Consider the following 23,669-nt stretch of genomic DNA (forward strand, 5'->3'; position numbering starts at 1 on the left):
CGGCAACTAGGCATTCGCGTTCGTCAAGGTGGTGAGCACCGTGGACAGTCCGGCGAGGGTGGACACCTCGGCGTCCGGTTCGAGGCCCCGCGGGCGGGGCAGCCCGGCCCGGTTGAGCCAGACCGCGCGCAGTCCGGCCCGCTGGGCGGCGACCACGTCGTGCTCCGGCGAGTCACCCACGTGCACGATGCGCGCGGCGGGCAGCCCGGTCGCCGCCACCACCGCCGCATAGAACTCCGGCGCCGGTTTCTTGGGCAGGCCGCCCTCGTGCGCGTACAGCTCGAAGGCGAACTGCCCGGCGAGGCCGCAGCGTTCGGCGCGGCTGTTGCCGTTCGTGGCGAAGCCCAGCACGTGGTGCGGGCGCAGCGCCGCCAGCGCGGGCAGCACGTCCGGGAAGGGGCGGCTCAGCGCGTACCGGCGGGCGAAGAACAACGCCGCGAACTCGTCCAGGTCCGCCTCCAGCCCGGCCCGGGCCAGCGAACGGGTCAGTGCGGCCCGCCGGATCTCCTGCACCGGGGCGGCGCTGAGCGCGCCGAAGACCGCACCCCAGTCGCCCTCCAGGTCCGCGAGCACCACTCCGGCCGCCGCCGGGGTCCGCCGCCGCATCTCGTCGAGTACGGCGACGAGCGCGCCGGTGACCGCCGGGCGCAGGTCGACGAGTGTCTCGTCGGCGTCGAAGACGACTGCGGCGCGCGGGCGGCTCATCGGTCGCCGGCCAGCACCGGCTCGGCCGGCACGGACGCCGACGGTGTGCCCCGCAGTTCGTCCGCCCGGACCAGGGCGACGCCGCCGAGGATGAGCACGCCGCCGGCCAGCTGGATCAGGCTGGGCAGTTCGTCGAGCACCAGCCAGGCGATCAGCACCGCGAACATCACCTCGGTCAGCCCCACGAAGGAGGACAGCCGCGCCCCGAGCAGCCGGGTGCCGGCGACACCGGCCAGGTACGCGACCACGGCGGCGATCAGCGACAGCCCGGCGATCGGCACCAGCCAGCTCACCCGGTGCCCGCCGAAGGTGACGTCGGCGGTGCCTGCGGCGAGCGGCAGCGCTCCGAGGCCGCCGAGCAGCAGCAGCGCCAGCGCGCCGACGGCCATGCCTCCACTGGCCATCACCACCGAAGGCAGGCCCGCGTCGATCCGGCCGGCGATGACGAAGTATCCGGCCAGGCCCACACCCGCGCCGAGGCCCCAGAGCACGCCCACCGGGTCGAGCCGTCCGGCGCCGGTGAGGTCGAGGACGAGCACCAGCCCGCACAGGGCGATGACCGAACCGGCCACAGTGAGCAGCCGGGGGCGCTGCCCGTGGACCAGCCACATCCACCCGACCACGAGCACGATGCCGAGGTATTCCAGCAGGAGCGCCACGCCGACCGGGAGATAGCGGACCGCGTTGAAGAAGCACGCCTGCGCCGTGGCCACGCCGAGCAGCCCGAACAGCACCACGCTTCCCGCGTTGCGACGCAGCACGGTCCACCTGCCACGCAGCGCCAGTACGGCGGGGACGGCGAGCACCAGCGCGGCGATGCCCACCCGGGCGATCACCACGGCGACAGCCGACCACTCGCCGGTGATCAGCGGACGGGCGAAGGTGCCCGAGGTCGCGAATGTGATCGCGGAGAGCAGTGCCAGGCCGAGCCCGACGCCGGACCGTTCACGCATCGGCATCTCCTGGTCATGAGTCAAGGGCGGTTATGCTGATGACGCTAGGCGCAGCCTCCGACAGGAGTCAAGTTGCTTTTCGCCCATGACACCGAATGCGCGCTGGTCGCCGCCGCCGCGCTGGTGAACACCGTCGGCGACCCGGACGGGCTGCCCGACGTGGCCGCTCTGGACGCCTTCTTCACCGCCCACGGGTGGAGCGGCCGGCACGAGCACACCGACGCCGAACTGCGCCAGGTCCGCGCGCTGCGGCCGCGGCTGCGCCGCATCTGGTACGGCGACACCGACGAGGTGGTGACGATCGTCAACGCGCTGCTGCGCGAGTCGCACGCGCTGCCGCAGCTCGTCCGGCACGACGACGAGCCGTACCACCTGCACGCCGTGCCGCGGGACGCGCCGCTGGCGACCCGGATGGCGGTCGAGGCCGCGATGGCGATGGCCGACCTGGTCCGGATGGGCGAGCTGAGCCGGCTGCGGCACTGCGACCACCCCGACTGCGACAACGTGCTGGTCGACCTGTCCCGGAACCGGTCCCGCCGGTTCTGCGACGCCGGATGCGGCAACCGCGCCGCGGTGAGCGCCTACCGGGCCCGCAGGGCCGCCGCGTCCCACTCCTGACGCGTCGCGGGCCAGGCGTCGCGGCGCAGTTCGTACTCCACCTCGCCGTGCTCCGTACCCGGGATCGGGTCGTCGAAGGCCAGGTGGAACGTGCGGACGTAGCGCAACCCGGCGCGGGCCATCACCGCGCGGGAGCGGTCGTTGACCGCCATCGTCTGGGCCCACACCCGGCGGACGCCGACAGTGTCGAACGCGTGCCGCACCAGCGCCCGCGCGCCCTCGGTCGCCAGCCCGTGCCCCCAGGTGGCGCGGCGCAGCCGGTAGCCCAGCTCCGCCTCGGCACCGTCGTCGGACGGGTCGAGCGAGTGCCAGCCGAGGAACTCGCCGGTGAACCGGTCGAGCGTCGCCCAGCGGCCGAGGCCGGGGTGCAGGGCGTACTGCGCGAGCACCCGGGGCAGCACCTCGTCCCGGTACGTCGCGGCCGGGGTCGGCGCGCCGCCGGTCAGGAAGCGCATGACCTCCGGGTCGGCGTCCAGCGCCACCAGCCGGTCCACGTCGTCCATCGTGAACCGGCGCAGCGTCAGCCGCGCGGTCTCCAGCAACACACCGCCGTCGTCACGCACGGTCGGATCATGCCGCGCCCAGCGTGACGGGTCGAGGCAATTACCGGTGCCGGCTCAGGGGTGGGTCATCCGGAGCAGGTCCAGCGCCTCGTCCAGCTGGGTCTCGGTGAGCTTGCCCGAGTCGACGTGGCCCCGGGAGATCACCACCTCGCGGATGGACACCTGCCTGGCCAGCGCCTCCTTGGCGATCGAGGCGGCCTCGTCGTACCCGAGGTGGCGGTTGAGCGGGGTGACGATCGACGGCGAGCCCTCCGCGTACGCCAGGCAGACCTCGGCGTCCGCGACCAGGCCGGCCACCAGCCGCTCGGCGAACAGCCGGCTGGACGCGGCGATCAGCTTGATCGACTCCAGCAGGTTGCGGCCCATCACCGGAAGCATCACGTTCAGCTCGAAGTCGCCCTGCGACCCGGCGAACGCCACCGCCGCGTCGTTGCCGATCACCTGGGCGCAGACCTGCCGCATCGCCTCGGCCACCACCGGGTTCACCTTGCCCGGCATGATCGACGACCCCGGCTGGAGGTCGGGGATGCGCAGCTCACGCAGCCCGGCACGCGGGCCGGAGCCCATCCAGCGCACGTCGTTGGCGATCTTGTAGAGACCGACCGCGACGGTACGGAGCTGCCCGGACGTCTCCACCAGCGCGTCCCGGGCGCCCTGCGCCTCGAAGTGGTTGCGTGCCTCGGTCAGCGGCAGGCCGGTCGACTCCCGCAACTTGCCGATCACCCGGTCGGCGAAGCCCAGCGGCGTGTTGATGCCGGTGCCCACAGCGGTGCCGCCCAGCGGCAGCTCGGCCAGCCGGGGCAGCACCGACTCCAGCCGCTCGACGCCGTAACGCACCTGCGCGGCGTAGCCGCCGAACTCCTGCCCGAGCGTGACCGGCGTGGCGTCCATCAGGTGGGTACGCCCCGCCTTGACCACCGTCTCGAACTCGGCCGCCTTCTCCTCCAGGGCGCCCGCGAGCTGCTTCAGCGACGGGATCAGATCCTCCACCACGAACTGGGTGGCGGCCAGGTGGATCGAGGTGGGGAACACGTCGTTGCTGGACTGTGACGCGTTGACGTGGTCGTTCGGGTGCACGTCGCGGCCCATCTCCCGGCCGGCCAACGTCGCGATCACCTCGTTGGTGTTCATGTTGGACGACGTGCCGGAGCCGGTCTGGAACACGTCCACCGGGAACTGGTCGTCGTAGCCGCCCTCGGCCACGTGCGCGGCGGCGGTGGCGATCGCCTGCGCCACGTCCGCGTCGATCACCCCGAGCTCACCGTTGACCAGGGCCGCCGCCCCCTTGATCTGCGCCAGGGCCTTGATCTGGGCCGGTTCCAGCCCGCGCCCGGAGATCGGGAAGTTCTGCACCGCGCGCTGGGTCTGCGCCCGCCACAGTGCCTCGGCGGGCACCTCCACCTCGCCCATCGAGTCGCGTTCGATCCGGTAGCCGGTCGCCTCTGGAGTCGTCACGCGTTCCATCCTGCCGCGCATCCGGGCGGTGTGCAGGGAAAGTGGCGTGGCCCTCAGCCCAGCTCGGCGAGCAGCCTCTCGGTTTCCCGCCGGTCCGGCGACTCGACCTGGCGGAACAGCGCCAGCGCCCGCCCGGCGTACCGGCGGGCCTGGTCGGGGTCGGTGTGCCGCAGGCACCGGGCCAGGCCGTCCAGGGCCCGGGCCTGCTCGTAGCGCAGGCTCAGCCGCGTGGCGTCGTCCAGCACCCGGCGGTGCAGGTCGATCGCGGCGTCGACGTCGCCCAGATCGTGCAGGGCGCGGGCCAGGAGGTTACGGGAGGCGCACTGCCCGATCCGGTCCCCCGCGTCGGTCATCGCGAGCAGAGCGGCCCGGTGCCGGTCGGCGGCCTCGGCCGGGCGGCCCGCCTCACGCTCCATCATGCCGATCTCGTTGAGGACCTCCCCCTCCCCGAACCGGTTCGCGGTGCTCCGCTTCAGGCGCAGCGCCGCCCGGAGCAACCGGCGGGCCGGCCCGGTGTGGCCCATGCGGTGCCGGATCATGCCGAGGTGGCCGAGCGCGTTCGAGGTGTGCCGCGGGTCCCCCGCCACCCGCGCCAGGAGGACGTGCCGGCGGGCCGCTTCGAGGGCCAGGTCGTACCGGCCACGGAACAGCTCGGCGATCGACAACATGCTGAACAGGCTGGAGATGGTCGCCGCGTCGTCCGGGTAGCGGCTGATCCGCAGCGCCTCGTCGACGTACCCGATGCAGCGCTCCGCGTCGTCGGTCCCGAAACACACCGCGGCGAGGTTGCAGAGCGCCTGGACCTGCTCCCGGCGCAGACCGAGCCGGCGGTACCTGTCGACGCCCGCCTCCAGGAACCGGATCGCCTCCGGAAAGTCCCCCAGCCGGAACTTCGCCGAGGCGAGGTAGTTCATGGTGATGGCTACTGCTTCCTCGTCCCCCGACCCGGTGGCGGCGCGCAGCGCCACCTCATGCGTCTCGACCAGTTCGTCGAGGTGGCCACCGACGAAATTGGACCACCAGCACGCCCGGGTCAGCTGCCAGCAGTACGCCGGGAGACCCTCCGACTCGGCCAGGTGCACCAGCCCGACGAGAGCCGCCCGGTTCTCGTCGAACCAGGACTGACCCGGCCTGTCCTGGACCGGCAGCAGGTCGGGACGCCGCGGCGGCGGGAAGGCGACCTGGCTCAGCGCGCCCTGCTTCGTCTCGGCGACGATCGCCAGGCCGACCGCCGCCTGAAGGTGATGGTCGAGCAGGTGGGCCACCGCCGTCCGGCGCTCGGCCGGACGCTCGGTCTCGGCCAGCAACCGGCGGGCGTACTCCCGGAGCAGGTCGTGGAGGCGGTACCGGCCCGGCGAGGTCTCCTCGGCCAGGTGCACGTCCACCAGCTCGTCCAGCAGGTCCTGCGCCTCCGGCAGTGGCACGTCGGCGAGCGCCGCCGCCACCCGGTTGTCGAACCGTACGCCGGGGTGGAGCCCGAGCAGCCGGAACAGCCGCCGGGCCGGCGCCGAGACCTGCGCGTACGAGAGCGTGAAGGCGTGCCCGACGGAGCGTTCGCCGACCGCCAGCTCGGCCAGTGAGTCCTGCGCCTCGGCCAGCCGCCGCGCCAGGTCGGCGACCCGCCAGTGCGGGCGGTGCGCGAGCCGGGAACCGGCCAGCCGGATGGCGAGCGGCAGGTGACCGCACCGCCGGGCCACCTCGGCGGCGGCCGCCGGCTCGGCGCCGACCCGGTCGGCGCCGACGATCCGGCCGAGCAGTTCGACGGCCTCGTCCGGGTCCAGGACGGGCAGCGAGTGTGGACGCCCCTCGTCGAGGCCGGCCAGCCGGCGACGGCTGGTCACCAGCACGAGGTTGTCCGGACCGCTGGGCAGCAGCGCCGCGGCCTGGGCGGCGCTCGCCGCGTTGTCGAGCACCACCACGGCCCGCCGGTCGGCCAGCTCGGAGCGCCACATCGCCAGCCGGTCCTCCGCGTCGACCGGCACCCGCTCGGCGGGCACACCGAGCTGTCGCAGCAGGGTGGCCGCGGCCGCCGCGGGGGTCAGTGGGCTGCGCTCGCTGTAGCCGTGCAGGTCGATGAAGAGTTCCGCGTCGGGGAACCGCTCGCGCAACGCGGTCGCGACCTGGACGGCGAGGGTGGTCTTGCCGCTGCCGGCCATGCCGTCGATCAGGTACAGCCGCGTCCCCTCCTCGACGATGTCCTTGACCAGCCGCGCCATGGTCTGCTGACGACCGGTGAAGTCCCGGATGGCCCGGGGCAGCGTGCGTACGGGCGCCGCGGGGCGCGGACCGGCCGCCTCGTCACCGGCCAGTACGCGCTGGTGCAGTTCCTGCAACGCCGTGCCGGGCTCGATGCCCAGTTCCTCGGCGTAGATCCGGCGGCCGTCCCGGTAGACGGCCAGTGCGTCCGCCTGCCGGCCGACCGCCGCGAGGGCCAGCATCAGCTGCCCCCGCAGCCGTTCCCGCAGCGGGTTGTTCTCGACCGCCTCGGTGAGCTCGTCGACCAGTTCGGTCCCCCGGCTCAGCCGCAGCTCGACGTCGACGCAGTCCTCCAGCACCGCGAGCCGTTGCTCGTCGAGCGCCTGGGCCCGCAGCCGCACCAGCCGGGCCGGGATGCCGGCGAGCGCCGGACCGCGCCACAGCGCCAGGGCGGCGCGGTAGTGGCGGCGGGCCTCGGAGGGCCGACCGGCCGCCGCCTCGGCGCGGGCCGTCTCCACGGCACGGGCGAACATGTCGGCGTCGAGGTCGTCCGGCTCGATCCGGATGCCGTAGCCCGCCGGGTCGGTGACGATCGTGTCGGCCGGCAGCCCGAGCGCAGCGAACCGCTGCCGCAGTCTCGACACGCAGATCTGGAGCTGGGTCCGCGCGGTCGCCGGGGGACGGTCCTCCCAGACGGCGTCGACCAGATCCTCCACCGGCACCACGCGGCCGGGGCGCAGCAACAGCATGGCGAGCACGGTGCGATCCCGGCCCGCGGTGACGGTGGCTTCGCCGCCACCGACCCGCAAGGGCCCCAAGATCCCGAATCGCATCCGCGCCCCCGCCTGCCGCCATGCAACTTCCAGCAGCGTAGCCCGGCGGTCACCGAGCGGCGCGACGAGGCGATAGCGATCCGATAGCGACGGCACCCAGACTCGACACGGGTTGTCGGTGACGGCATCCGACGGGGGCGGTGCGCCTGCCCGGCCACTCGGCCGGACAGGCGCACCGATGTCGATGCACGACGGACACACCGAGGGGCGCCCGGACATTCCCGGACGCCCCTCGCGTACGTCTGACGTCAGCGCCGGCCGACGGTGAGCACCGGCTTGGTGACCTCGGCGAAGAAGTCGTTGCCCTTGTCGTCGACGACGATGAAGGCGGGGAAGTCCTCCACCTCGATCTTCCAGACCGCCTCCATGCCCAGCTCGGCGTATTCGAGCACCTCGACATGCTTGATGCAGTCCTGCGCCAGGCGGGCGGCCGGGCCGCCGATCGAGCCGAGGTAGAAGCCGCCGTGCGCCTGGCAGGAGCGGGTGACCTGGGCGGACCGGTTGCCCTTGGCCAGCATCACCATCGAGCCGCCGGCCGCCTGGAACTTCTCCACGTACGCGTCCATCCGGCCGGCGGTGGTGGGACCGAACGAGCCGGAGGCGTAGCCCTCGGGGGTCTTCGCCGGGCCGGCGTAGTAGACCGCGTGGTCACGCAGGTACTGCGGCATCGGCTCGCCCGCGTCCAGCCGCTCGGCGATCTTCGCGTGTGCGATGTCCCGGGCGACGACGAGCGGGCCGGTCAGGGACAGCCGGGTCTTCACCGGGTACTTCGACAGCTCGGCCCGGATCTCGTCCATCGGTCGGTTCAGGTCGACCCGGACGACCTCCTCGGCCTCCAGCGTCTCGTCGGTCACGTCGGGCAGGAACCGCGCCGGGTCGGTTTCGAGTCGCTCCAGCCAGACGCCCGACGGGGTGATCTTCGCCACCGCCTGCCGGTCGGCCGAGCAGGAGACCGCGATCGCCACCGGGCAGGAGGCGCCGTGCCGGGGCAGCCGGACCACCCGTACGTCGTGGCAGAAGTAGCGCCCACCGAACTGCGCGCCGATGCCGAAGTTGCGGGTCAGCTCCAGCACCTCGGCCTCCAGCTCCAGGTCACGGAAGCCGTGCGCGCTCATCGAGCCCTCGGTGGGCAGCGCGTCGAGGTACTTCGCGGAGGCGTACTTCGCGGTCTTGAGCGCGTACTCGGCGGAGGTGCCGCCGATGACGATCGCCAGGTGGTAGGGCGGGCAGGCCGCGGTGCCGATGAGCCGCAGCTTCTCCTCCAGGAACTGCATCATCCGCGTGGGGTTCAGCAGCGCCTTGGTCTCCTGGTAGAGGTAGGACTTGTTGGCCGAGCCGCCGCCCTTGGCCATGAACAGGAACTTGTACGCGTCGGCGTGGCCGTCCGGGTCCTCGGCGTACAGCTCCACCTGGGCGGGCAGGTTGCTGCCGGTGTTCCGCTCGTCCCACATGGTCAGCGGGGCGAGCTGGGAGTAGCGCAGGTTGAGCCGGGTGTACGCCTGGTAGACGCCGCGCGAGATCGCCTCGGCGTCGGTGCCGTCGGTGAGCACGTGCCGGCCGCGCTTGCCCATCACGATCGCGGTGCCGGTGTCCTGGCACATCGGCAGCACGCCGCCGGCCGCGATGTTGGCGTTGCGCAGCAGGTCGAGCGCGACGAAGCGGTCGTTCGGCGAGGCCGCCGGGTCGTCGATGATCGACCGGAGCTGCGCCAGGTGGGCCGGGCGCAGGAAGTGGGCGATGTCGTGCATCGCCTCGGCCGTCAGCGCGGTCAGCGCGCCCGGATCCACGGTGAGGAACCGGCGGCCTCCGGGGCCGTTGACGACGTCCACGCCCTCGTCGGTGACCAGGCGGTATTCGGTCTGGTCGGGACCGGTCGGCAGCAGGGGTGCGTACGAGAAGGCGGCGGCACTGCTCATGACCGAAAAGCCTAGGGCAGAGCTGTCGATCGGTGGCACCCGCAGGTGGGTCGTGGGACGCCGCTCTCACCCGCTGTCACTTGCCGCCCGCGCAGAGTTCGTTCTTCGGCCCGCAACTTCCCTGGTCGCTCGGCGGGCGCCAGCTGCCTCCCGGGTCCGGCGCCACCGGCGCGCCGTCCTGGCCCGGCCCCGGCGCCTCGCCCGTGCCGGCGCCCCAGCGGACGTACCCGATCTCCCGCCCCTCGCCGATGATCATGCCGTTCGGGCCGACCGCCAGCGCGTTCGCCGAGGTGCGCAGCTCGACCAGCACCCGGCCCTCCCGCGGCTCGACAGCGATCAGCCGGGACGGCTTCTCCTCGCTGATCACCGCCGCGTACGGGGTGAGCGCGGCACCGCTCCTGCCGCCCGCCGGCCGGGTCCAGCGGGTCCGGTCGGCCGACAGCTCCCGACCGAGCAGCGAGCCCTTGTCGGCGCTGCGCACCACTGTGTAGCGGTCGTCCACGGCGAGCAGCTTCTCGCCGTCCGCGCCGACCTGGAGCAGCCGGCCGTCGTACCCGTCGAGCACGGTCTCCCGGCCGTCCGGGGCGACTCCGATGATCACGTTGCGTCCGCCCTGCGGATCCTCCCGCTGCACGCAGCCGGCGTAGTCGGCGGTGCGCAGGTTGATCCCGGTACGCCGCCACACCTGCTGACCGGTGGCCGGGTCCACGGCGGTCACCGTGTAGTAGCAGCTCCCGTCGCGGGAGGTGGCCGCGATCCGCAGCAGCCGGCCGCCGACCACTGCGAGCCGCTCCTCCCGGCCGGGCTGGACGTTCTGGAGCACCCGGCCGGTGGCGGTGTCCACCACGTGCACCCGGCCGTCGACCGGGAAGCCGAGCAGCGGCGGTACGGACTCCGGCCCGGCCACCCCGCCGTCGATCCGGGTGGCGCCGAGCCGCCGGGTGCCGAGCAGTTCCGGGTTGTCGGCGAGCACGCCGCTGTGCACGCCGGGCAGGAACGCGCTCCACAGCGGAGCGGTGCCGCGCGGCTCCCAGGCACGCAGCGTGCAGTCGGTGGCTTGCACGCAGTACGCGTCCAGCAGCAGGTTCCGGTACGTCCAGACGGCGATCGCGCGGTCGTCGCGGCGGCGGGTCACGCCGCTCACCGGGTCGAGCACCTCGTACCCCTTGTCGAGCAGCTTGCCCACGGCGACGACGGACTCCCGGCCGCTGCCCGCGACCGCCGACCAGTCGGCCTTGCGCTCCCAGAGCTGGCCGCCGTCGGCGAGGTTGCGCGCCTCGATGCGGGTGCGCTGCTCCACGATCACGGTGTCGCCGGCGATGGTGACGCTGCGCGGCGTGCCGCCGACACGCTGCTGCCAGACCACGTCCGGCTCGGAGATCGGCTTGCTGCGGTCGACCCAGTCCCAGAGCGCCGGGAACGGGTTCCAGACGCCGGTCGCGGCGAGGACGACCACGGTGACGAGCCCGAGCAGCAACCAGCCGCGTACCCCTAGGCCCTTCACACCGCACACGGTAGCGACGATCACCGGTCCCCCGGGCCGCGTGCGGGGCGTGTCGCGGCCCTTCTTGGGTGGCCCGGGGTGTTAAGGGCCGCCGCGGGCGGCGGAGCGGACGAGCGGCAGCGTCCGGTACGGGATCTGCTCGGCCAGCGCGATGATGGTGGAGGCGCGCCGGATGCCCTCCGAGGCGACGATCTGGTCGATGACCCGCTGGAGGTCGGTGTTGGACCGGGCGACGATCCGGCAGAGCAGGTCGCTGGACCCGGTGATGGTGTGCGCCTCCAGCACCTCGGGGATCGCGGCGAGGTGCGCGGTGACCTGGTCGTGGCCGTGCCGCTGACTGATCTCCAGGGTGACGAAGCTGGTCACCCCGAAGCCGATCGCGGCGGGGGTGATGTCCGGCCCGAACCCGGTGACGACGCCCCGGCCGACGAGCTTGTCGAGCCGGGCCTGGACCGTGCCGCGGGCCACGCCGAGCCGCCGGGAGCACTCCAGCACACCGATCCGGGGCTCCTCGGCGAGCAGTTCGATCAAGCGGGCGTCCAACTCGTCGAGCTGTACATCCTGACCAGTGTTCATGGTGCCCAACCGTACCGAATGCACAACCTGACCAGGAATAACGTCAACTGTTGCCCAACTCACCGTGGCCCGTAGATCCTCGCCGGAAGAGCACATCCACGGCGGCCCGCGAGGCCGGCCGGTACGCGAGGGAGGCCACCATGACCCAGGCGATCGACCGACCCCAGTCGACCGAGGAGGTCGACGTCGACGCTCTCGTCGGCGCAGTCGACCACGACATCACCCGCGACCCGTTCCCGGTCAAGGGCATGGACCACGTCCACTTCCTGGTGGGCAACGCCAAGCAGGCCGCGCACTACTACTCCACCGCGTTCGGCATGACCTGCGTGGCGTACCGGGGGCCGGAGCAGGGCTACCGGGACCACGCGCAGTACGTGCTGACCAGCGGTTCGGCCCGCTTCGTGCTGACCGGCGCGGTACGCCCGGACGCCGACGGCGCCGAGCACGTGGCGAAGCACAGCGACGGCGTCTCCGACATCGCGCTGGAGGTGCCGGACGTGGACGCCGCGTACGCGCACGCCGTGGCGCAGGGCGCGACCGGCCTGGTCGAGCCGCACGACGTCAGCGACGAGCACGGCACCGTCCGGATGGCGTCCATCGCCGCGTACGGCGACACCCGGCACAGCCTGGTCGACCGGTCCCGCTACACCGGCCCGTTCCTGCCCGGGTTCGTGGCCCGCGGCCCGATCGTGGACCGGCAGCCGATGATCGACGCCGGCATCCAGCCGAAGCGGTTCTTCCAGGCGGTCGACCACGTGGTCGGCAACGTGGAGCTGGGCCGGATGGACGAGTGGGTCGAGTTCTACAAGCGCGTCATGGGCTTCTCGAACATGGCGGAGTTCATCGGCGACGACATCGCCACCGACTACTCGGCGCTGATGAGCAAGGTCGTCGCCAACGGCACCCGGAAGGTGAAGTTCCCGCTCAACGAGCCGGCCGTGGCCCGCAAGAAGTCGCAGATCGACGAGTACCTGGAGTTCTACCAGGGCCCCGGGGCCCAGCACATCGCCGTGGCCACGAACGACATCCTGGCCAGCGTGGACGCCATGCGCGCCGCGGGCGTCGAGTTCCTGGACACCCCGGACTCGTACTACGAGGACCCGGAGCTGCGCGCCCGCATCGGCAACGTCCGGGTGCCGATCGAGGAGCTTCAGTCCCGCAAGATCCTGGTCGACCGGGACGAGGACGGCTACCTGCTCCAGATCTTCACCAAGCCGGTGCAGGACCGCCCCACCGTCTTCTTCGAGCTGATCGAGCGGCACGGCTCGCTCGGCTTCGGCAAGGGCAACTTCAAGGCCCTGTTCGAGGCGATCGAGCGCGAGCAGGAGAAGCGCGGGAACCTGTAACACTGTCCGCGTGACCCAGCCTCCTCCGAACCCGACGCCGCCGCCCGCCGGACATCCACCCGCGGGCGGCGGCTTCGCGCCGCCCGGCGGACCGGCGGTGCCCGCACAACACGTGCCTCCGGGGTACGCCGGCCCGCCCGGCTACCCGCCGCCCGGTTACCCCCCACCCGGGTACGCCCCGGCGCCCGTGCCGCCCCCGGTGGCGCCGAACGGGCAGCCGCTGGCGGGCTTCGGCGACCGGCTGCTCGCCTACCTGATCGACACCGCCGTCGCCATGGCGGTGATGATGGCGCTGTTCGTGCCGGTCTTCTTCCTCGTCTTCTTCCGGATGATCGACGAGATGGAGCAGGCCGGCCCGAACGGCCCCGACCCGGTCGAGGTCTGGACCAGCGTGTTCCTGCCGCTGCTCGCCGCCGAGCTCGGGGTCCTGCTGCTGATGCTCGCCTTCTACTGGGTCTACCACGTCGAGTACGCCCGCCGGACCGGGCAGACGCTCGGCAAGAAGGTGATGAAGCTGCGGATCGTCCCGATGCAGCCCGACGCCGCGCTGACCCGGGGCATGCTCGGCAAGCGCTGGCTCGTCGAGTTCGCCGGCGGCATGTTCGTGCCGTTCCTCAACTACCTCGACGGTTTCTGGCAACTGTGGGACAAGCCCTGGCAGCAGTGCCTCCACGACAAGTTCGCCGGAACCGTCGTCGTTAAGGTTGGCCCGTGAGCGCGAGGAGTGAGCCGGGCCTGCGAGCCCCGCAGTCGGGAACTAGGACGGCATCGTGAGTTTGGAACCCGGCTGGTACGTCGACCCCGCCGACACGGAGACCCGCAGGTGGTGGGACGGCGAGGGCTGGATCGGCGCGCCGATCCCGGTCGACGTCACCCCGCCCGACGGCCCGCCGCCCCCCGAGCCCGAGCCCGCGCCGGCCACCCCGACGCCCGCCGCCGACAAGCCGGCCTCCGGTCCGGGCAGCCGCACCGACGCGACCCCGACGTCCGGCAGGCCAGGCCCGTGGCCGGGCCAGCCGGGTCAGGCCGGCCAGGCCGGGCCGTGGCCCGGGCAGCCGGGACAGCCGAACCCCTGGCCGGGTCAGCCCGGACAGCCCGGACAGCCCGGGCAGCCGGGTCAGCCGGGCATGCAGGGACCGCCGCCGGGCTGGCCGTACCCGCACTGGCCCGGCGCGCAGCCGGTCCCGCGCCCGCACGGACTGCCGCTGGCCTCGTACGGGGCCCGGCTGGTCGCGCGCCTGATCGACCTGGGCATCGTGTTCCTGCTCAACGCCGTGGTCAACGGCTGGTTCGTCTGGCGTTACGTCGAGGCGGTCTCCCCGTACCTGCGTGAATCGGTACGCCGGGCGCTCAACGGCGACACGTCCACCGAGGGGCTGCCCCAGATCGACGACCAGGCCGGCGGCCTCCAGATCGCCATCCTCGTGATCGCCACCGCGCTCTGGTACGCGTACGAGGTGCCGTCGATGGCGGCGCGCGGTCAGACCTTCGGCAAGCGGCTGATGGGCGTACGCGCGCTGCCGGTCGAGGCGGACCAGCCGCTCGGCTTCGGCCGGGCCACCCGGCGCTGGAGCACGCTCGGCCTGCCGACGCTGCTCTGGTACTGCTGCGGCCTGGGCCTGCTGCTCCAGCTCATCGACGCGGTATCGCCCCTGTTCGACCACCCGCTGCGCCAGGCCCTGCACGACAAGCGGGCGCAGACGGTGGTGGTCCAGCTCCCCCGCAAGCGTGACACCAGTACCGCCCCGCCCGAGAGCGCCGACACCCCGGGAGACACCCCATGACCGAGACCGGACGCCACCAGCCCGCGCTGCGGCTCACCCGCGCCGACCTGGACGCGCTGCCGAACTACGTGCCCGGCCGCAGCCCGGCCGACCTGGCCCGCGAGCTGGGCCTGGCCGAGGCGATCAAGCTGGCCAGCAACGAGGTGCCGTACGGCCCGCTGCCGGGCGTGGTGGAGGCGGTCGCCGAGGCGGTGGCCGGTTCGCACCGCTACCCGGACATGGGCGTGGTGGCGCTGCGCCAGACGCTCGCCGAGCGGTACGGCGTGGACGCCGACCGGATCGCCACCGGCTGCGGTTCGGTGGCGCTGGCCGAGCACCTGGTGCGCGCCACCTGCCTGCCCGGTGACGAGCTGCTCTACTCGTGGCGCTCCTTCGAGGCGTACCCGATCATCGCGGCGACCAGCGGCGCGACGAGCGTGCGGGTGCCGAACGACGCCGGCCACGGCCACGACCTCGACGCGATGGCGGCGGCGGTGACCGACCGGACCCGGATGGTCCTGGTCTGCAACCCGAACAACCCCACCGGTACGGCGGTGCGCCGGGCCGAGCTGGACCGCTTCCTCGACGCGGTGCCGGACGACGTGCTCGTGGTGATCGACGAGGCGTACCGGGAGTTCGTCACCGACCCGGAGGTGCCGGACGGCCTGACCTACCTGGACCGGCCGAACGTGGCGGTGCTGCGCACGCTGTCCAAGGCGTGGGGCCTGGCCGGCCTGCGGATCGGCTGGCTGGTCGCGGCGCCGGAGGTGGCCGCCGCCGTCCGCAAGGTGGTCACGCCGTTCTCCACCAGCATGGCCGCCCAGGCCGGCGCGCTGGCCGCGCTGGCGCAGGCCGACGAGGTGGAGCGGCGGTGCGCGCTGGTCGTGGCCGAGCGGGACCGGGTCACCGAGGCGCTGCGCAAGTTCGTGCCGGACGTGCCGGACAGCCAGGCCAACTTCGTCTGGCTGCCGCTGGGCGAGCGGGCGGTGGAGTTCGGCCGGGCGTGCGAGGCGCGCGGCGTGATCGTCCGGCCGTTCCCGGGCGACGGCGTCCGGGTCACCATCGGCACCCCGGCCGAGAACGACGCGTTCCTGGCCGCCGCCGAGGCCGCGCTGGCCTGACCGGGCGCGCCCGGCGCCGGTCCGTCAACCCCCTACGGACCGGCGCCGGGCGTCCGGATCAGGTCACGGCGAGCAGCACCGGCTCAGCCATCAGGAAGTAGCCCTGGTCGTCGTCCTCCGGAACGGCACTCTCCCGCAGCCGCTCCACCGCGACGTAGCCGTCCACCGCGTACGCCCGGCCCGGCCGCCAGCCGATCCCGTCCCGCCCCAGGTCGAGCACGAAACTGGACCGGGTGGTACCGGTGAGCGGGTCGACGGTGACCAGTTCCCGCCGGTCGGTCAGCAGGTGCACCCGCCCCGGCTCGGTCGCGAGCACCCGGGCCGGATGGATGTCCGCCCGACGCCACAGCTCCTCGCCGGTACGCGCCGAGCGCCCGACCACCACCGGGCCGGACGTGTCCACCGCCCGCTCCCCGTCCAGCACCGTGTCCGGGTGGTCCAGGCCCGGCGCGGCGGCCGGCTCGCCCGGGTCGGTCACCAGCCAGCCCCGGCTGCCCGCGCCGTCCGGCCCGGCGGTACGCAGCCCGCGGCAACCGGAGTGCCCGTGCGGGCAGCCCACCGGCGTGACGACGAGTTGCTCCGGCGCGTCCGGCGGCCGCCAGCGGGTCCGCACCGTACCGGTCGCCGCGTCCCGCAGCTCGACCGCGGCCGGGCCGTCGCAGCGGTCCACGCCGACCAGCTCACCGCTGGCGGTCGTGCCCACGTCGGACCGGCAGTCCCTGCCCACGTCGGCGCGCCAGAGCCGGCGGCCGTCGGCGAGGTCGTACCCGCCGAGCCCGCCCGGACCGGTCGCGAGCAGCACGGTCCGCCCCTCGGCCGTCCGCGCAACGTGCAGGCCGGCCGGATCCCAGACGGTGGCGGCGAAGGTGCGTCGCGGCTCCGGCACCGACCCCGGATGCGGGCCGTCGGCCCGCCAGGCCACCCGGCCGGTACGCGCGTCGAGCGCCACCAGCCTCCCGTCGGACCAGCGGCTGACCACCGTGGTCCCCTCGGCGAGCACTCCGACCAGCGTCGCCGGCCAGCGACGGAAGGACCAGAACGGGGTGACCCGGTGCCGCCCGGTGACCGGCTGGTCCGCGTACACCTGACGGGTGCCCGCGTAGACGCGGAGCCGGCCGTCCACGACCAGCGGCGCCACCGGCAGCCGCGCGAGCACCCCGGCGGTCGGCGCGGGCGCCGCCGGGTAGGGCTTCCGGGCTGCGGTGTCGACCTCGGCGGGCGCCAGCACCCGGACGACCACGGCGACCGACGCCGCGACGGCGAGCACCGCCATCAGCGCCACCACGACCCGCCGCCTCGGGGCCTTCGCCATCCGTCACCTCCGCCCCGGCACCCTACCGGCCGGGTGCGTGCCGGGTACGGGGAGCGGCCGGGTCGGCTCAGGCGGCCTCGGTGGATCGGGCGGGACCGGCGGCCAGCGCCAGGTCGGCCAGGTCACGCCGGAGCGCACTCTCGACCGCGCGGGCGGCCAGACCGCCGAGGATCAGGGCCAGCACCCGCCCGTACGCCCGGGTCGGCACCGCCTCCTGCTCGACGGTGACCTCGGTGCAGCCGCGCCGCCGGCGCTCGACGGTGCGCAGCGTCCAGGTGATCCGGTAGTCCGCGCCGGCGCCGCGCGAGCCGAGCACGAGGCGGCCGGGCGCGACCGCCTCGATCACCTCGAACTCCTCCGGTTCGGTGCCGCCGTCCGGCCGGGCACGGGTCTCCCGCCACACGGTGCCCGGTCCGAACAACCCGCCGGCGCCGAGGACCTCGACCGCGTCCACCGCCGAGAGCCAGTCGGCACGGGCCGGGAGGTCGGTGAGCAGCCGCCAGAGGTCGGCGTCCTGCGCTTCGATGAATGCGGAAACCGTCACCGTCGACATGGCACCTCCCGTGTCGTACACGGTACGGGCCGTGACCGGAAACGGGGAGCCTCCCGGTGACATTTCCATCACCGGTGCCCCGGCCGGGGCACCGGTGTGGTTCGCGAGCGGTCAGCCGCCGAACGAGCCGCCCCGCAGCGCGGTGACGAACGCGGCCCAGCCCGGCGGGCTCACCGCGAGCGCCGGACCGTCCGGGTCCTTCGAGTCGCGTACGCCCACCACGCCGTGCGCGGCGACCACGTTCGTCGCCACCTCGACGCAGAGGCCCTGATCGTTCGAGCGGCTGCTGGTGCGCCAGACGGCACCGGTCAACTCGGTCATGCTCGGTCCTTCCTGTTTCGGCTTCCGCGGGTACGCCCCGGCCCGGCACCGCGGGCGGCTCCCGGCTCGACCGGGAGCCACCGGCCGGGGCGTAGGTGATCCGGAGCGATCAACGCCGAAGGAACCGGCCCCGGTCGCACATCGGGTGCGACCGGGGCCGGTTCGGAAGGTCGGAATTCAGCGGGCCGGGAGGATCGTCCCGGTGACCTCGCCCAGCGCGACAGTGGTGCCGTCCGGTCCGGGCGCGGTGGCGGTGATCGTCACCGTGTCGCCGTCCTCCAGGAACGTCCGCTCGCTGCCGTCGGCGAACTTGACCGGCTCGGACCCGCCCCAGGTCAGCTCCAGGAACGATCCGACCTGGCCGCGCTCCGGACCGGAGACGGTGCCGGAGGCGTAGAGGTCGCCGGTACGCAGCGACGCGCCGTTGACGGTGAGGTGCGCGAGCTGCTGGGCCGGGGTCCAGTACATGCCGGCGAACGGCGGCTCGGCCACCCGCTCGCCGTTCCACTCGACCGACAGCGTCAGGTCCAGCCCGAGGCGCGGGGTGTCGCGCAGGTAGTCCTGCACCGGCGGGTCCTGGTCCGGCGCGGGCACGAACGCGTCGGACAGCGCCTCCAGCGGCGTCACCCAGGCCGAGACGGAGGTGGCGAACGACTTGCCGAGGAACGGCCCGAGCGGCTGGTACTCCCACGCCTGGATGTCCCGGGCCGACCAGTCGTTGACGAGCACCACGCCGAAGACGTGGTCGGCGAAGTCGGCAACCGGCACCCGCTCGCCGAGCCGGCTCGGCACGCCCACCACGAAGCCCACCTCGGCCTCGATGTCCAGCCGGACCGAGGCGCCGGTGGTGGGGCCCTGCGCGCTGGCCCGCTGGCCGGTCGGGCGGATCACCGGGGTGCCGGAGACGACCACCGTGCCGGCCCGGCCGTGGTAGCCGATCGGCACGTGCTTCCAGTTCGGCAGCAGCGGCGGCTGCCCGGGCCGGAAGATCTGCCCGACGTTCGAGGCGTGGTGCTCGGAGGAGTAGAAGTCGACGTAGTCGGCCACCTCGAACGGCAGCGCCATCTCGACCTCGCGCAGCGGCACCAGCAGCGGTTCGACAGCCGCCCGGTGCTCCGGCTCGGTGAGCAGCTCGACGACCCGCTGCCGGACCGCCGTCCACTGCGGGCGGCCGAGCGCCATGAAGGCGTTGAGCGCCGGCTCACCGAGCGCGCCGCCGGCCAGCACCAGACCGGCGGCCTCCGCGCCGGCCAGGTCCAGCGCGAAGTCACCGATGCGGACGCCGACGCGCGGCTCGCCCTCGCCGTGCCGGAACACGCCGTACGGCAGGTTCGTCACCCCGTACGGCGACCCCGCCACACCCGGAACCCAGCTCATGCGGTGCCGACCGGGCATGCCCTCACGGCCCTCGCTCCGCTCGGTGCGTTCGCTCATGCGGTGCAGGCCGGGCATGCCCTCACGGCCCTCGCTCCGCTCGGTGCGTTCGCTCATGCCTCGTAGCCTCCGTTCACCAGCCCCAGCCGGATCAGATCGGTCAGTGGTTCGGCGATGCTGCACGAGCCGTACCCGACCCAGAGCGGGCGCTCGGCGTCGCGGTGCGCCCGGGCCGGCTCGACCACGCGTACCGGGTCGGTGGCGGCGAGCAGCTCGGCGACGCCGTCCACCTCGGCGCCCCCGACGGCGGCCAGCGTGGCGCCCAGCACGTTGACGAAACCGTGGTGGTTGAAGCCGGTCTCCGGGTCGCGGTGCCGGATCGCGTGGTGCAGCCCGGCGGTGAGCTTGAACGGCAGCTTACGGTCCCGGCACGCGCAGATCACCGCGGCCAGCTCGACCGGGGTGGGGAACAGCTCGGCGGCGAGCCCGCCGGTACGGAACTTGGCCGCCACCGGCAGCCCGCCGGCGCGCGCCTCGGCGAGCGTGTCGAGCGCGCCCATCAGCCCGAAGGTCAGCGGGATCTCCGCGTACACGGCCGCGCCGTCGAGCCGGTCGGCGAGCGTGAGCAGCTCGGACAGCCCGGGTTGCGGGTCCTCCCCGCGCTTGGCGACCGGCGCCTCGATCTGCCGGGCGGTCACCCCGTCGGGCGCGAGCGCTTCCAGCGCCTGCGGGAGCTGGTCCAGGCCGGTGTCGCCGATCAGCCCGATCACCAGGCCCTCGGCCGGGTCCACCAGGCCGTTCAGCGACCCGCGCTGGATCTCCGAGGCGGGCAGCAGCAGTGGGCCGACCATGTCGGCGTACCAGGCCGTGCGGTGGGTGCGGTGCGCGGTCACCGCGTCGGGCAGCGCGGCGTTGCCGGGCGGGAAGACCGCGGCGTCGTCCACCAGGCCGGAGAGGAGGCGGGGCACCTGCGTTGACACGAGACAAGAATGTACGGGACGCTACGAGGAACGGACAACAGCGTCCGATTATCGGACGCCACCGGCCGGAGAACGGGACATATCGGGAGGCGAGATGCCGTACTACCGCAGCGTCGGCGACGTGCCGCGCAAGCGCCACACCCAGTTCCGCCAACCCGACGGCACGCTCTACGCGGAGGAACTGGTCGGCCAGGAGGGCTTCTCCTCCGACTCGTCGCTGCTCTACCACCGGCACGCGCCGACCGCGATCCTCGCCGCCGAGGAGTACGCCCCGCCCACCGTCACCCGCGTGCCGAACCTGCCGCTCAAGCCGCGCCACCTGCGCACGCACAAGCTCGACGGCACCGGCGCGGACCCGGTGCTCGGCCGGCAGTACCTGCTCGCCAACGACGACGTACGCATCGCGTACGTGCTCGCCGACCGGCCGTCGCCGCTGTTCCGCGACGCCACCGGCGACCACTGCCTCTACCTGGAGGCCGGGTCGATGCGGGTCGAGTCGCCGTTCGGCGTGCTCGACGCGGTCGCCGGCGACTACGTCGTCATCCCCACCTCGACCATCCACCGCCTGGTGCCCACCGGCGACGAGCCGACCCGGCTGCTCGCCGTCGAGGCGGCCGGCCACATCGGGCCGCCCAAGCGCTACCTCTCCGTACGCGGGCAGTTCCTGGAGCACGCGCCCTACTGCGAGCGCGACGTCCGGGGACCGGACACCCCGCTGCTGGTCGACGGCGAGGAGGTCGAGGTGCTGGTCAGGCACCGCCGCGGATGGACGAGGTACGTCTACGCCAACCACCCGTTCGACGTGGTCGGCTGGGACGGGCACATGTACCCGTGGGCGTTCTCCATCCACGACTTCGAGCCGATCACCGGGCGGATCCACCAGCCGCCGCCGGTCCACCAGACGTTCCAGGGTCCGAACTTCGTGATCTGCTCGTTCGTGCCGCGCAAGGTGGACTACCACCCGGCCGCCATCCCGGTGCCGTACAACCATCACAACGTCGACTCCGACGAGATGCTGTTCTACACCGGCGGCAACTACGAGGCGCGGCGCGGCTCCGGCATCGAGCAGGGCTCGATCTCGCTGCACCCGTCCGGCTTCACCCACGGCCCGCAGCCGGGCGCGGCCGAGCGGTCGATCGGTGCGGAGTTCTTCGACGAGCTGGCGGTCATGGTGGACACGTTCCGCCCGCTCGACCTCTGCGACGCGGCCGCCGCCTGCGAGGACGACGGCTACGCCTGGACCTGGGCGCGCAAGTCCTGACGTACGCGAGAAGGGGCCGCGCCCGGCACGGACGCGGCCCCTTCGCACGCGGTCGTCAGAACGTGGACGCGTCGATGACGAAGCGGTAGCGCACGTCGGAGGCGAGCACCCGCTCGTACGCCTCGTTGATCTTCTCGGCTCCGATCACCTCGATCTCGGCGCCCAGCCCGTGCTCGGCGCAGAAGTCGAGCATCTCCTGGGTCTCCGCGATGCCGCCGATGTTCGAGCCGGCGAACGACCGCCGGGCCGGGATCAGCGAGAACGCGTGCACCGACAGCGGCTTCTCCGGCGCGCCCACGTTGACGAGCGTCCCGTCCACCGCCAGCAGCCGCAGGTACGCGTCCATGTCGAGCGTCGCGCTGACCGTGTTGATGATCAGGTCGAAAGAGCCGGCCAGCGTGGTGAACGTGTCCTCGTCGGAGGTCGCGTAGTAGTGGTCGGCGCCGAGCCGCAGCCCGTCCTCCCGCTTCTTCAGCGACTGGGACAGCACAGTCACCTCGGCGCCCATCGCGTGGGCCAGCTTCACGGCCATGTGGCCGAGACCGCCCATGCCGATCACCGCGACCCGGCGGCCCGGCCCGGCGTTCCAGTGCCGCAGCGGCGAGTACGTGGTGATGCCGGCGCAGAGCAGCGGCGCGGCGGCGTCCAGCTCGATGCCGTCCGGGATGCGCAGCACGAAGTCCTCGGTGACCACGATGGCCTGCGAGTAGCCGCCCTGGGTCGGCTTGCCGTCCCGCCCCACCCCGCCGTACGTGCCGGTGCTGCCCTTCAGGCAGTACTGCTCCAGCCCCTTGCGGCAGTTGTCGCACTCCCGGCAGGAGTCGACCAGGCAGCCGACGCCGACCCGGTCGCCGACGGCGAACTTCGTGACCGCGGAGCCGACCTCGCGCACCACGCCCGCGATCTCGTGACCCACCACGATCGGGTAGCGCGCCGGGCCCCACTCGCTGCGCGCGGTGTGGATGTCGGAGTGGCAGATGCCGGAGAACCTGATGTCGATGAGAACGTCGTCCGGTCCGAGATCCCGCCGCTCGATGGTGGTCGGGGCGAGCGGTTCGGTCGCGGACGTCGCCGCGTAGGCGTTGACGGTGAGCACTGATTCCCGCTTCCTTCAGCCGGTGTTTCCGGTCCTCCTACCCTCTCACCGGCGAGCGAACGCGGTGAATCCGGCCACCACCGACGCGGTGATCGCCCCGACCAGCGGCCACGGGCCGCCGACCAGCGCGTACGCCAGCAGCAGCACCACAGCGGCGGCGGCCGCGTAGACCGGCACGACCAGGCCGCGCGACATCGCCTCCCGCAGGCCCGGCCGCCACGTCGCCGGGCGCCGCAGCAGCACCGCCACCCCGGCCACCGCCAGCACCGCGAACAGCCGGGACGCGCCCGGCGAGGCCGGGGCCAGCGCGGCTACCAGCACGCTCCCGAACAGGGACAACCCGGCCACCGACAGCAGGAGGCGCCGGATGCCGTCGTCCACGGTCCGGACCGGGTCGGGACGGGCCACCGGCAGGTCGGCCATCGCGGTCAGGTGTTCCAGCGTCTCGGCGTACCGGCGCCGTTCCAGCCGGGCCACGCCCACGTCCTGCCCCGCCTCGCCCAGCTCCGGGTCCAGCCGCAGCGCCTCCCGGTAGGCCCGCTCGGCCAGGTCGAACAGTTGCAGCCGCACCGCGACCAGGCCGAGCACCAGGTGCGCCTCCGGCTCGTCCGGCGACAGCTCCACCCCGCGCCACGCCGCGTCCAGCGCCGCCTGCCCGTTGCGCGACGCGGAGAGCAGGGCGGCGGCACTGCGTTGCGCGTACGCGTCGCCCGGCGCGCGCGCCAGGATCTCGTCGGCGGTCGCGGCGGCGGGCTTCCAACGTTCGAGGTCGAGCAGCGCGAACCCGCGCGCCACGAGCGCCGGCACGACCTCCCCGACGGCGGGCGTCTCCGCGCCGGCCGCCTCCTGGGCGGGCGTCTCGTCGGCAGCGGCCCCGGCACCAGGCGGCACGGCGCCGGGCACGTCGCGGGTGGTCGTCTCCGCGGCGAGCGTCCCGAAGGCGGGCGGCTCAGAGGCGGGCGACTCACGCTCGGACGTGCCACCGGCGGCGACCACGGCGGTCTCGGCGGCGGCGAGCGCCTCGGCCGGCCGGTCGGCGGCCAGGTGCATCCGGGCCAGCATGGTCAACGCGGGCAGGTGCGCCGGCTCGGCCGCGATCAGCGCGGTGAGTTCGCCGATCCCCTCGTCGTAGCGCCCCAGCTCGGCGAGCAGGTGGGCGCGTTGCAGGTAGCCGTCGGCGGCGGACTGGTCGGGGGCGGCGTCACTCGGCATCCCGGCGAGCG

Annotated in this window: 21 protein-coding genes; 6 read left to right on the plus strand and 15 right to left on the minus strand. The window is 73.5% G+C overall.

Annotation, left to right across the window (positions count from 1 at the left end):
• Nucleotides 1-6: 6 nt before the first annotated feature.
• Both ACN27D_RS11545 and ACN27D_RS11550 read right to left on the minus strand, forming a co-directional pair.
• Nucleotides 7-705, minus strand: coding sequence for an HAD family hydrolase (locus ACN27D_RS11545; RefSeq protein WP_421499091.1), 699 nt, complete (start codon nt 703-705; stop codon nt 7-9).
• Nucleotides 702-1,664, minus strand: coding sequence for an EamA family transporter (locus ACN27D_RS11550; protein WP_421501130.1), 963 nt, complete (start codon nt 1,662-1,664; stop codon nt 702-704). Before ACN27D_RS11550 ends, ACN27D_RS11545 begins: the two co-directional genes overlap by 4 nt.
• A gap of 66 nt (nt 1,665-1,730) precedes the next feature.
• Here ACN27D_RS11550 and ACN27D_RS11555 point away from each other — a divergent pair, with 66 nt between their 5' ends.
• On the plus strand, nt 1,731-2,276 hold the full coding sequence (locus tag ACN27D_RS11555) for a CGNR zinc finger domain-containing protein (protein ID WP_421499092.1): 546 nt from the start codon (nt 1,731-1,733) through the stop codon (nt 2,274-2,276).
• On the opposite strand, the gene ACN27D_RS11560 is transcribed toward ACN27D_RS11555, so the two are convergent.
• The 6 genes from ACN27D_RS11560 to ACN27D_RS11585 all read right to left on the minus strand — a co-directional run bounded on the left by ACN27D_RS11560 (nt 2,240) and on the right by ACN27D_RS11585 (nt 11,319).
• Nucleotides 2,240-2,839, minus strand: coding sequence for a GNAT family N-acetyltransferase (locus ACN27D_RS11560; RefSeq protein WP_421499093.1), 600 nt, complete (start codon nt 2,837-2,839; stop codon nt 2,240-2,242). The genes ACN27D_RS11555 and ACN27D_RS11560 overlap by 37 nt on opposite strands.
• Before the next feature lie 54 nt (nt 2,840-2,893).
• Nucleotides 2,894-4,294 (minus strand): class II fumarate hydratase, encoded by a 1,401-nt coding sequence (locus tag ACN27D_RS11565; RefSeq protein WP_421499094.1) that lies wholly within the window; start codon nt 4,292-4,294, stop codon nt 2,894-2,896.
• Nucleotides 4,295-4,347: 53 nt separating this feature from the next.
• Nucleotides 4,348-7,323, minus strand: coding sequence for a BTAD domain-containing putative transcriptional regulator (locus tag ACN27D_RS11570; protein WP_421499095.1), 2,976 nt, complete (start codon nt 7,321-7,323; stop codon nt 4,348-4,350).
• A 248-nt stretch (nt 7,324-7,571) separates the two neighbouring features.
• The gene (locus ACN27D_RS11575) at nt 7,572-9,239 is read right to left on the minus strand and encodes a fumarate hydratase (RefSeq protein ID WP_358174061.1); all 1,668 of its coding nucleotides are present in this window, start codon (nt 9,237-9,239) and stop codon (nt 7,572-7,574) included.
• A 76-nt stretch (nt 9,240-9,315) separates the two neighbouring features.
• Nucleotides 9,316-10,716, minus strand: a complete 1,401-nt coding sequence (locus ACN27D_RS11580; RefSeq protein ID WP_421501131.1) for a PQQ-binding-like beta-propeller repeat protein — start codon at nt 10,714-10,716, stop codon at nt 9,316-9,318.
• A gap of 108 nt (nt 10,717-10,824) precedes the next feature.
• Complete coding sequence (locus ACN27D_RS11585) at nt 10,825-11,319, minus strand: Lrp/AsnC family transcriptional regulator (protein WP_091425618.1); 495 nt, start codon at nt 11,317-11,319, stop codon at nt 10,825-10,827.
• Nucleotides 11,320-11,459: 140 nt separating this feature from the next.
• Between ACN27D_RS11585 and hppD the strand changes: the two genes are divergently transcribed.
• Genes hppD through hisC form a run of 4 tightly spaced genes read left to right on the plus strand, consistent with a single transcriptional unit; the run spans nt 11,460 to nt 15,549 of the window.
• A complete protein-coding gene (hppD, locus tag ACN27D_RS11590; RefSeq protein ID WP_071097563.1) occupies nt 11,460-12,665 on the plus strand; it encodes a 4-hydroxyphenylpyruvate dioxygenase in 1,206 nt (401 codons plus the stop codon).
• Between the two features lie 10 nt (nt 12,666-12,675).
• Nucleotides 12,676-13,380 (plus strand): RDD family protein, encoded by a 705-nt coding sequence (locus ACN27D_RS11595; RefSeq protein WP_357900296.1) that lies wholly within the window; start codon nt 12,676-12,678, stop codon nt 13,378-13,380.
• Nucleotides 13,381-13,435: 55 nt separating this feature from the next.
• Nucleotides 13,436-14,449: an RDD family protein gene (locus ACN27D_RS11600; protein ID WP_421499096.1), complete on the plus strand. Its 1,014-nt coding sequence runs from the start codon at nt 13,436-13,438 to the stop codon at nt 14,447-14,449.
• Nucleotides 14,446-15,549 (plus strand): histidinol-phosphate transaminase, encoded by a 1,104-nt coding sequence (gene hisC / locus ACN27D_RS11605; protein WP_013288924.1) that lies wholly within the window; start codon nt 14,446-14,448, stop codon nt 15,547-15,549. Before ACN27D_RS11600 ends, hisC begins: the two co-directional genes overlap by 4 nt.
• A 58-nt stretch (nt 15,550-15,607) precedes the next feature.
• On the opposite strand, the gene ACN27D_RS11610 is transcribed toward hisC, so the two are convergent.
• The 5 genes from ACN27D_RS11610 to ACN27D_RS11630 form a co-directional block, all read right to left on the minus strand.
• Nucleotides 15,608-16,861, minus strand: a complete 1,254-nt coding sequence (locus ACN27D_RS11610; protein ID WP_421499097.1) for a PQQ-binding-like beta-propeller repeat protein — start codon at nt 16,859-16,861, stop codon at nt 15,608-15,610.
• A gap of 67 nt (nt 16,862-16,928) precedes the next feature.
• Nucleotides 16,929-17,414 (minus strand): SRPBCC family protein, encoded by a 486-nt coding sequence (locus ACN27D_RS11615; RefSeq protein ID WP_252448275.1) that lies wholly within the window; start codon nt 17,412-17,414, stop codon nt 16,929-16,931.
• 111 nt (nt 17,415-17,525) lie between these two features.
• Entirely contained in the window at nt 17,526-17,735 is a 210-nt protein-coding gene (locus ACN27D_RS11620; protein ID WP_120572827.1) for a DUF397 domain-containing protein, read from the minus strand.
• Nucleotides 17,736-17,912: 177 nt separating this feature from the next.
• Nucleotides 17,913-19,112 carry a fumarylacetoacetase gene (gene fahA / locus ACN27D_RS11625; RefSeq protein ID WP_421501132.1) on the minus strand — a complete coding sequence of 400 codons (1,200 nt, stop codon included), beginning with the start codon at nt 19,110-19,112 and terminating at the stop codon, nt 17,913-17,915.
• Between the two features lie 110 nt (nt 19,113-19,222).
• Complete coding sequence (locus ACN27D_RS11630; protein WP_421499098.1) at nt 19,223-20,089, minus strand: hypothetical protein; 867 nt, start codon at nt 20,087-20,089, stop codon at nt 19,223-19,225.
• Between the two features lie 94 nt (nt 20,090-20,183).
• On the opposite strand from ACN27D_RS11630, the gene ACN27D_RS11635 reads away from it, so the two are divergent.
• Nucleotides 20,184-21,350, plus strand: a complete 1,167-nt coding sequence (locus ACN27D_RS11635; RefSeq protein ID WP_421499099.1) for a homogentisate 1,2-dioxygenase — start codon at nt 20,184-20,186, stop codon at nt 21,348-21,350.
• A 55-nt stretch (nt 21,351-21,405) separates the two neighbouring features.
• Here the strand turns inward: ACN27D_RS11635 and ACN27D_RS11640 are convergent, their stop codons facing one another.
• Both ACN27D_RS11640 and ACN27D_RS11645 read right to left on the minus strand, forming a co-directional pair.
• The gene (locus ACN27D_RS11640) at nt 21,406-22,446 is read right to left on the minus strand and encodes an NAD(P)-dependent alcohol dehydrogenase (RefSeq protein ID WP_364803179.1); all 1,041 of its coding nucleotides are present in this window, start codon (nt 22,444-22,446) and stop codon (nt 21,406-21,408) included.
• 45 nt (nt 22,447-22,491) lie between these two features.
• The gene (locus ACN27D_RS11645) at nt 22,492-23,658 is read right to left on the minus strand and encodes a tetratricopeptide repeat protein (protein ID WP_421499100.1); all 1,167 of its coding nucleotides are present in this window, start codon (nt 23,656-23,658) and stop codon (nt 22,492-22,494) included.
• Between the last annotated feature and the right edge of the window lie 11 nt (nt 23,659-23,669).

It is taken from the genome of Micromonospora sp. WMMD1274 (assembly GCF_049179035.1).
GTDB classification, from domain to species: Bacteria; Actinomycetota; Actinomycetes; order Mycobacteriales; family Micromonosporaceae; genus Micromonospora; species Micromonospora tulbaghiae.